General features: G+C 61.9%; 8 protein-coding genes. All 8 read right to left on the bottom strand.

The annotated features are described in order from the left end of the window. Positions 1-155 precede the first annotated feature (155 nt). Positions 156-713, bottom strand: coding sequence for a recombinase family protein (locus SM611_RS37485; protein WP_001162012.1), 558 nt, complete (start codon positions 711-713; stop codon positions 156-158). Between the two features lie 129 nt (positions 714-842). Next, positions 843-1,055, bottom strand: coding sequence for a DUF3330 domain-containing protein (locus SM611_RS37480; RefSeq protein ID WP_000993245.1), 213 nt, complete (start codon positions 1,053-1,055; stop codon positions 843-845). Positions 1,056-1,120: 65 nt separating this feature from the next. After that, a complete protein-coding gene (merE, locus tag SM611_RS37475) occupies positions 1,121-1,357 on the bottom strand; it encodes a broad-spectrum mercury transporter MerE (RefSeq protein WP_001087807.1) in 237 nt (78 codons plus the stop codon). Next, complete coding sequence (gene merD / locus SM611_RS37470) at positions 1,354-1,719, bottom strand: mercury resistance co-regulator MerD (RefSeq protein WP_001277466.1); 366 nt, start codon at positions 1,717-1,719, stop codon at positions 1,354-1,356. Before merD ends, merE begins: the two co-directional genes overlap by 4 nt. A 17-nt stretch (positions 1,720-1,736) precedes the next feature. Further along, positions 1,737-3,422 (bottom strand): mercury(II) reductase, encoded by a 1,686-nt coding sequence (gene merA / locus SM611_RS37465; RefSeq protein WP_000209296.1) that lies wholly within the window; start codon positions 3,420-3,422, stop codon positions 1,737-1,739. Positions 3,423-3,460: 38 nt separating this feature from the next. Next, positions 3,461-3,886 (bottom strand): organomercurial transporter MerC, encoded by a 426-nt coding sequence (gene merC, locus SM611_RS37460; RefSeq protein WP_000522996.1) that lies wholly within the window; start codon positions 3,884-3,886, stop codon positions 3,461-3,463. 27 nt (positions 3,887-3,913) lie between these two features. Beyond that, positions 3,914-4,162, bottom strand: a complete 249-nt coding sequence (merP, locus tag SM611_RS37455) for a mercury resistance system periplasmic binding protein MerP (protein ID WP_371955153.1) — start codon at positions 4,160-4,162, stop codon at positions 3,914-3,916. A 9-nt stretch (positions 4,163-4,171) separates the two neighbouring features. Continuing rightward, positions 4,172-4,232, bottom strand: a 61-nt coding sequence (locus SM611_RS37450; protein ID WP_071528444.1) for an IS1 family transposase, incomplete at its 5' end; no start/stop codon positions are given.

Raw genomic sequence — 4,232 nt, 5'->3', positions numbered from 1 at the left:
GGCCTCAGCATTTTATTATGGTGATCCCCTGGGCGAAATGCGCCTGGTAAGCAGAGTTTTTGAAATGTAAGGCCTTTGAATAAGACAAAAGGCTGCCTCATCGCTAACTTTGCAACAGTGCCCGGTGGCGGACAGGATTGAGCGGCGTGGCATGGTCAGTCTTCCCGCAGGTACTGGTACAAGGTTTCGCGGCTGATGCCGAAGTCACGGGCCACCAAGGTTTTTTGGTCGCCTGCCGCAACTCGCCGTTTCAACTCGGCAATTTGTTCGCTGTTCAGCGATTTCTTTCGTCCCCGGTAGGCACCGCGCTGCTTGGCCAGCACGATTCCCTCGCGCTGACGTTCGCGGATCAGGGCGCGCTCGAACTCAGCGAAGGCTCCCATGACCGACAGCATCAGATTGGCCATCGGTGAGTCCTCGCCGGTGAACTTCAGCCCTTCTTTGACGAACTCCATGCGCACGCCCCGTTGTGTCAGCCCTTGGACGATGCGGCGCAGGTCATCAAGGTTGCGTGCCAGCCTGTCCATGCTATGCACCACCACGGTGTCGCCCTCGCGGACGAAGGCCAGCAGCCTTTCCAGCTCGGGACGCTGGGTGTCCTTGCCAGAAGCCTTGTCGGTGAACACCCGCGCCACCTGAACACCCTCCAATTGCCGTTCCGGGTTCTGGTCGAAGCTGCTGACGCGGACATAGCCGATGCGTTGACCTTGCAAGATGCCTCCAAAGGCAAAAGTGTCAGGATGAAATCTATTACCTTTGACGGAATATGTCAATCAATAGGAAATTTAACTCTATTCTGACATCGTTTGCACATGGCATCTGACATCAAGTTAGGGTATGCCTCAATCTGACGGCTGCGAACCGCCAGGGACAGGCGCAATGTCAGATTCTGTCGCGGCCTTGGCGCGTGCCTGGAAGCGTTCATAGCAATCCAGCCCGCAGAAATGTTCGACGTATTCCGCGCCTTCCGGGGTGAAGGCGGCATCGAGCGGAATTTCTTTGCAGCATACGCAGCAGGTGGTGCAACTGGCAGTGTTCGGGGCGTTTGCGTTCATGGTGGTACTCCTCCAGATTGGTAGCGAAGCTCAAAGCTGCCCACTCTCGGCTGGCTGGGAAGCGGTCATGATCTTCCCTTGAAGGCCCGCAGCAGCCGCGTCACAGACAGGACAAACAAGCCGGTCAGCGTGAGGGCTGCAATACCCCAGTGCTCCCCGATGAACGCGCCGGCCGTCGTGCCGGCTAGCACAATGGCGAGAATCGGCAAATGGCAGGGACAGGTGAGCACGGCCAGCGCGCCCCACAAGTAGCCGGTGATCGGTTTGTGCGTCTCAGACGGCAAGTGCTCTGGGCTGTTCATGGCAGACTCTCCGCGTGCTGTGCCGGTTCGGTTGGCATGGCGGCCAGTTGCATTTCGAGGCTGGCCAGGGCCTCGCGCCGACGCTCGACGAGTTGCCGCAACACGGCAAGCTGCGCAGACGCACCGTCACCGTCCGCAGCATCCAGCGCCCGGCACAGCCGCGCCAGTGCGTCCAGGCCGATACCCGCTTCGAAGGCAGCCCGTACAAAGCGCAGCCGTTGCAACGCGGTGTCATCGAACAAGCCGTAGCCGCCCGTGGTGTACGCGACCGGCCGTAGCAATCCGCGCAGCAGGTAGTCGCGCACGATATGCACGCTCACCCCGGCATCAAGGGCCAGCCGGGACACTGTGTAGGCGCTCATTGAACACCTCCTTTTCCTCATCCGGCGCAGCACGAAAGCTGCTTCACGTCCTTGCTGAAGGTCTGCGCCGCGAGCTTCAGCCCTTCGACCATGGTCAGGTAGGGGAACAATTGGTCGGCCAGTTCCTGCACGGTCATACGGTTGCGAATGGCGAGCACCGCCGTCTGGATCAGTTCACCCGCTTCCGGGGCCACCGCTTGCACGCCGATGAGCCGTCCGCTACCTTCCTCGATGACCAGCTTGATGAAGCCGCGTGTGTCGAAGTTGGCAAGCGCACGCGGCACGTTATCCAGTGTTAGCAGGCGACTGTCGGTCTCGATCCCGTCGTGATGTGCTTCCGCCTCGCTGTAGCCCACGGTGGCGACCTGCGGGTCGGTGAACACCACGGCCGGCATTGCGGTCAGGTCCAGGGCCGCATCGCCGCCAGTCATGTTGATCGCCGCACGAGTGCCGGCCGCTGCCGCCACATAGACGAACTGCGGCTGGTCGGTGCAGTCGCCGGCCGCGTAGATGTTCGGGCTACTGGTGCGCATGCCCTTGTCGATGACGATGGCCCCCTGCGCATTGACGGCTACCCCCGCCGCTTCCAATGCCAGGCTGCGCGTGTTCGGTGTCCGGCCGGTGGCGACCAGCAGCTTGTCGGCGCGCAATTCACCGTGCGTGGTGGTCAGCACGAATTCACCGTCCATATGGGCGACCTGGCTGGCTTGCGTGTGCTCCAGCACCTCGATGCCCTCGGCACGGAAAGCGGCTGTCACCGCCTCGCCGATGGCCGGGTCTTCACGGAAGAACAAGGTATTGCGCGCCAGGGCCGTGACCTTGCTGCCCAGCCGGGCAAAGGCTTGCGCCAGCTCCAGCGCCACCACCGACGAGCCGATTACGGCAAGGCGTTCGGGAATGGTGTCGCTCGCCAGGGCCTCGGTGGAAGTCCAGTAGGGTGACTCTTTCAAGCCCGGAATCGGCGGGACCGCCGGGCTGGCACCCGTGGCGACCAGGCAGCGGTCGAACATCACGACGCGCTCGCCACCCTCGTTCAAACTAACGATAAGGCTCTGGTCGTCCTTGAAACGCGCTTCACCGTGCAGAACGGTGATGGCTGAATTGCCGTCCAGGATGCCTTCGTACTTGGCATGACGGAGTTCTTCGACACGGGCCTGCTGCTGGGCCAGCAGCCGCTCGCGCAAGATCGTCGGCGGTGTGGGTGGCATGCCGCCGTCGAATGGGCTTTCCCGGCGCAGATGGGCGATGTGGGCGGCGCGGATCATGATCTTGGACGGCACACAACCGACGTTGACGCAGGTGCCGCCGATGGTGCCGCGCTCAATCAGCGTGACCTGCGCGCCTTGCTCGACGGCCTTCAGTGCTGCCGCCATCGCGGCTCCACCGCTACCAATGACGACGACCTGCAACGGGCGTTCGTTGCCACTGGGCTTATCAGCGGCCCCTATCCAGCCGCGCATCTTGTCGAGCAGGCCGGCGCGGTTGTCCGTCGGTGGCGCATCGGCAAGCGTTGCCTCGTAGCCCAGTCCGGCCACGGCGGTAGTCAGCGCATCCGATGACGTGCCCGCCTCAATGGCGAGTTGCGCTGTGCCCTTCGGATAGGACACCAGCGCCGATTGCACGCCGGGCACTTTCTCCAAGGCTTCCTTGACGTGAGCCGCGCACGAGTCGCAGGTCATCCCGGTGATTTTCAGGGTGGTCATGTATTTTTCCTTTTCTGTGGTGGCTACGGCTGTTGCCGTCAGCCACGTTGTTCTGGCAATTCACAGCTGTCCGGCCCGCAGCGGCGATGTGCTGGCGAGATGAAATCCCAGACCGACACCCCAACCATCAAGGCCAGGCCGACATAGAGCAGTCCACCGCTCTGCCAGCCGTAAGCCCGCATTAAAAACACCGCTGCCAGCACCAAGATCGGGCCTATCGTGCCGAGCGCCGTGCGTCGCCACTGTCGATGATTGAGCCAAGCGATAGCATTGGCGAGTAACGCGATGCCGGCGAACATCGGCAGCAGGATGCCAATGAATAGCCCCTCGTACTGGCTCAAGAAGCCCAGTCCGATGGCCGCGCCAAAGCTGGCGATGGCAGGAAAACAGGCGGCGCAGCCCATCGCGGAAACGACGCTGCCGAGCGCGCCGGTTTTGCCAGCGATGCGCGTGATGAGTCCCATGTGTCGCTCCCGAGTTCGGTTAACGGATCAGCGTTTGAGGCTGGACGGATAGCCCGCGTCCTCGGTCGCCTTGGTCAACTTCTGGACGTTGGTCTTGGCATCGTCGAAGGTGACGACGGCCTGGCGCTTGTCGAAACTTACGTCGGTCTTGCTCACGCCCTCAACCTTGGAAAGCGCGTGCTTGACAGTGATCGGGCAAGAGGCGCAGGTCATGCCAGGCACGGACAGCGTGACGGTCTGGGTGGCGGCCCACACGGGGGCAACAACGGCGGTAATGACTCCAACTTATTGATAGTGTTTTATGTTCAGATAATGCCCGATGACTTTGTCATGCAGCTCCACCGAT

Source organism: Actinomadura monticuli, from assembly GCF_041463655.1.
Taxonomy (GTDB): Bacteria; Actinomycetota; Actinomycetes; order Streptosporangiales; family Streptosporangiaceae; genus Spirillospora; species Spirillospora monticuli.
This window is presented reverse-complemented; position numbering and strand designations above follow the sequence as displayed.

What these genes read in the sequence shown, in the direction of transcription:
- SM611_RS37480 (WP_000993245.1), bottom strand. Translation starts at nt 1,055, where the DNA reads ATGAACGCAAACGCCCCGAACACTGCCAGTTGCACCACCTGCTGCGTA.
- merE (WP_001087807.1), bottom strand. Translation starts at nt 1,357, where the DNA reads ATGAACAGCCCAGAGCACTTGCCGTCTGAGACGCACAAACCGATCACC.
- merD (WP_001277466.1), bottom strand. Translation starts at nt 1,719, where the DNA reads ATGAGCGCCTACACAGTGTCCCGGCTGGCCCTTGATGCCGGGGTGAGC.
- merA (WP_000209296.1), bottom strand. Translation starts at nt 3,422, where the DNA reads ATGACCACCCTGAAAATCACCGGGATGACCTGCGACTCGTGCGCGGCT.
- merC (WP_000522996.1), bottom strand. Translation starts at nt 3,886, where the DNA reads ATGGGACTCATCACGCGCATCGCTGGCAAAACCGGCGCGCTCGGCAGC.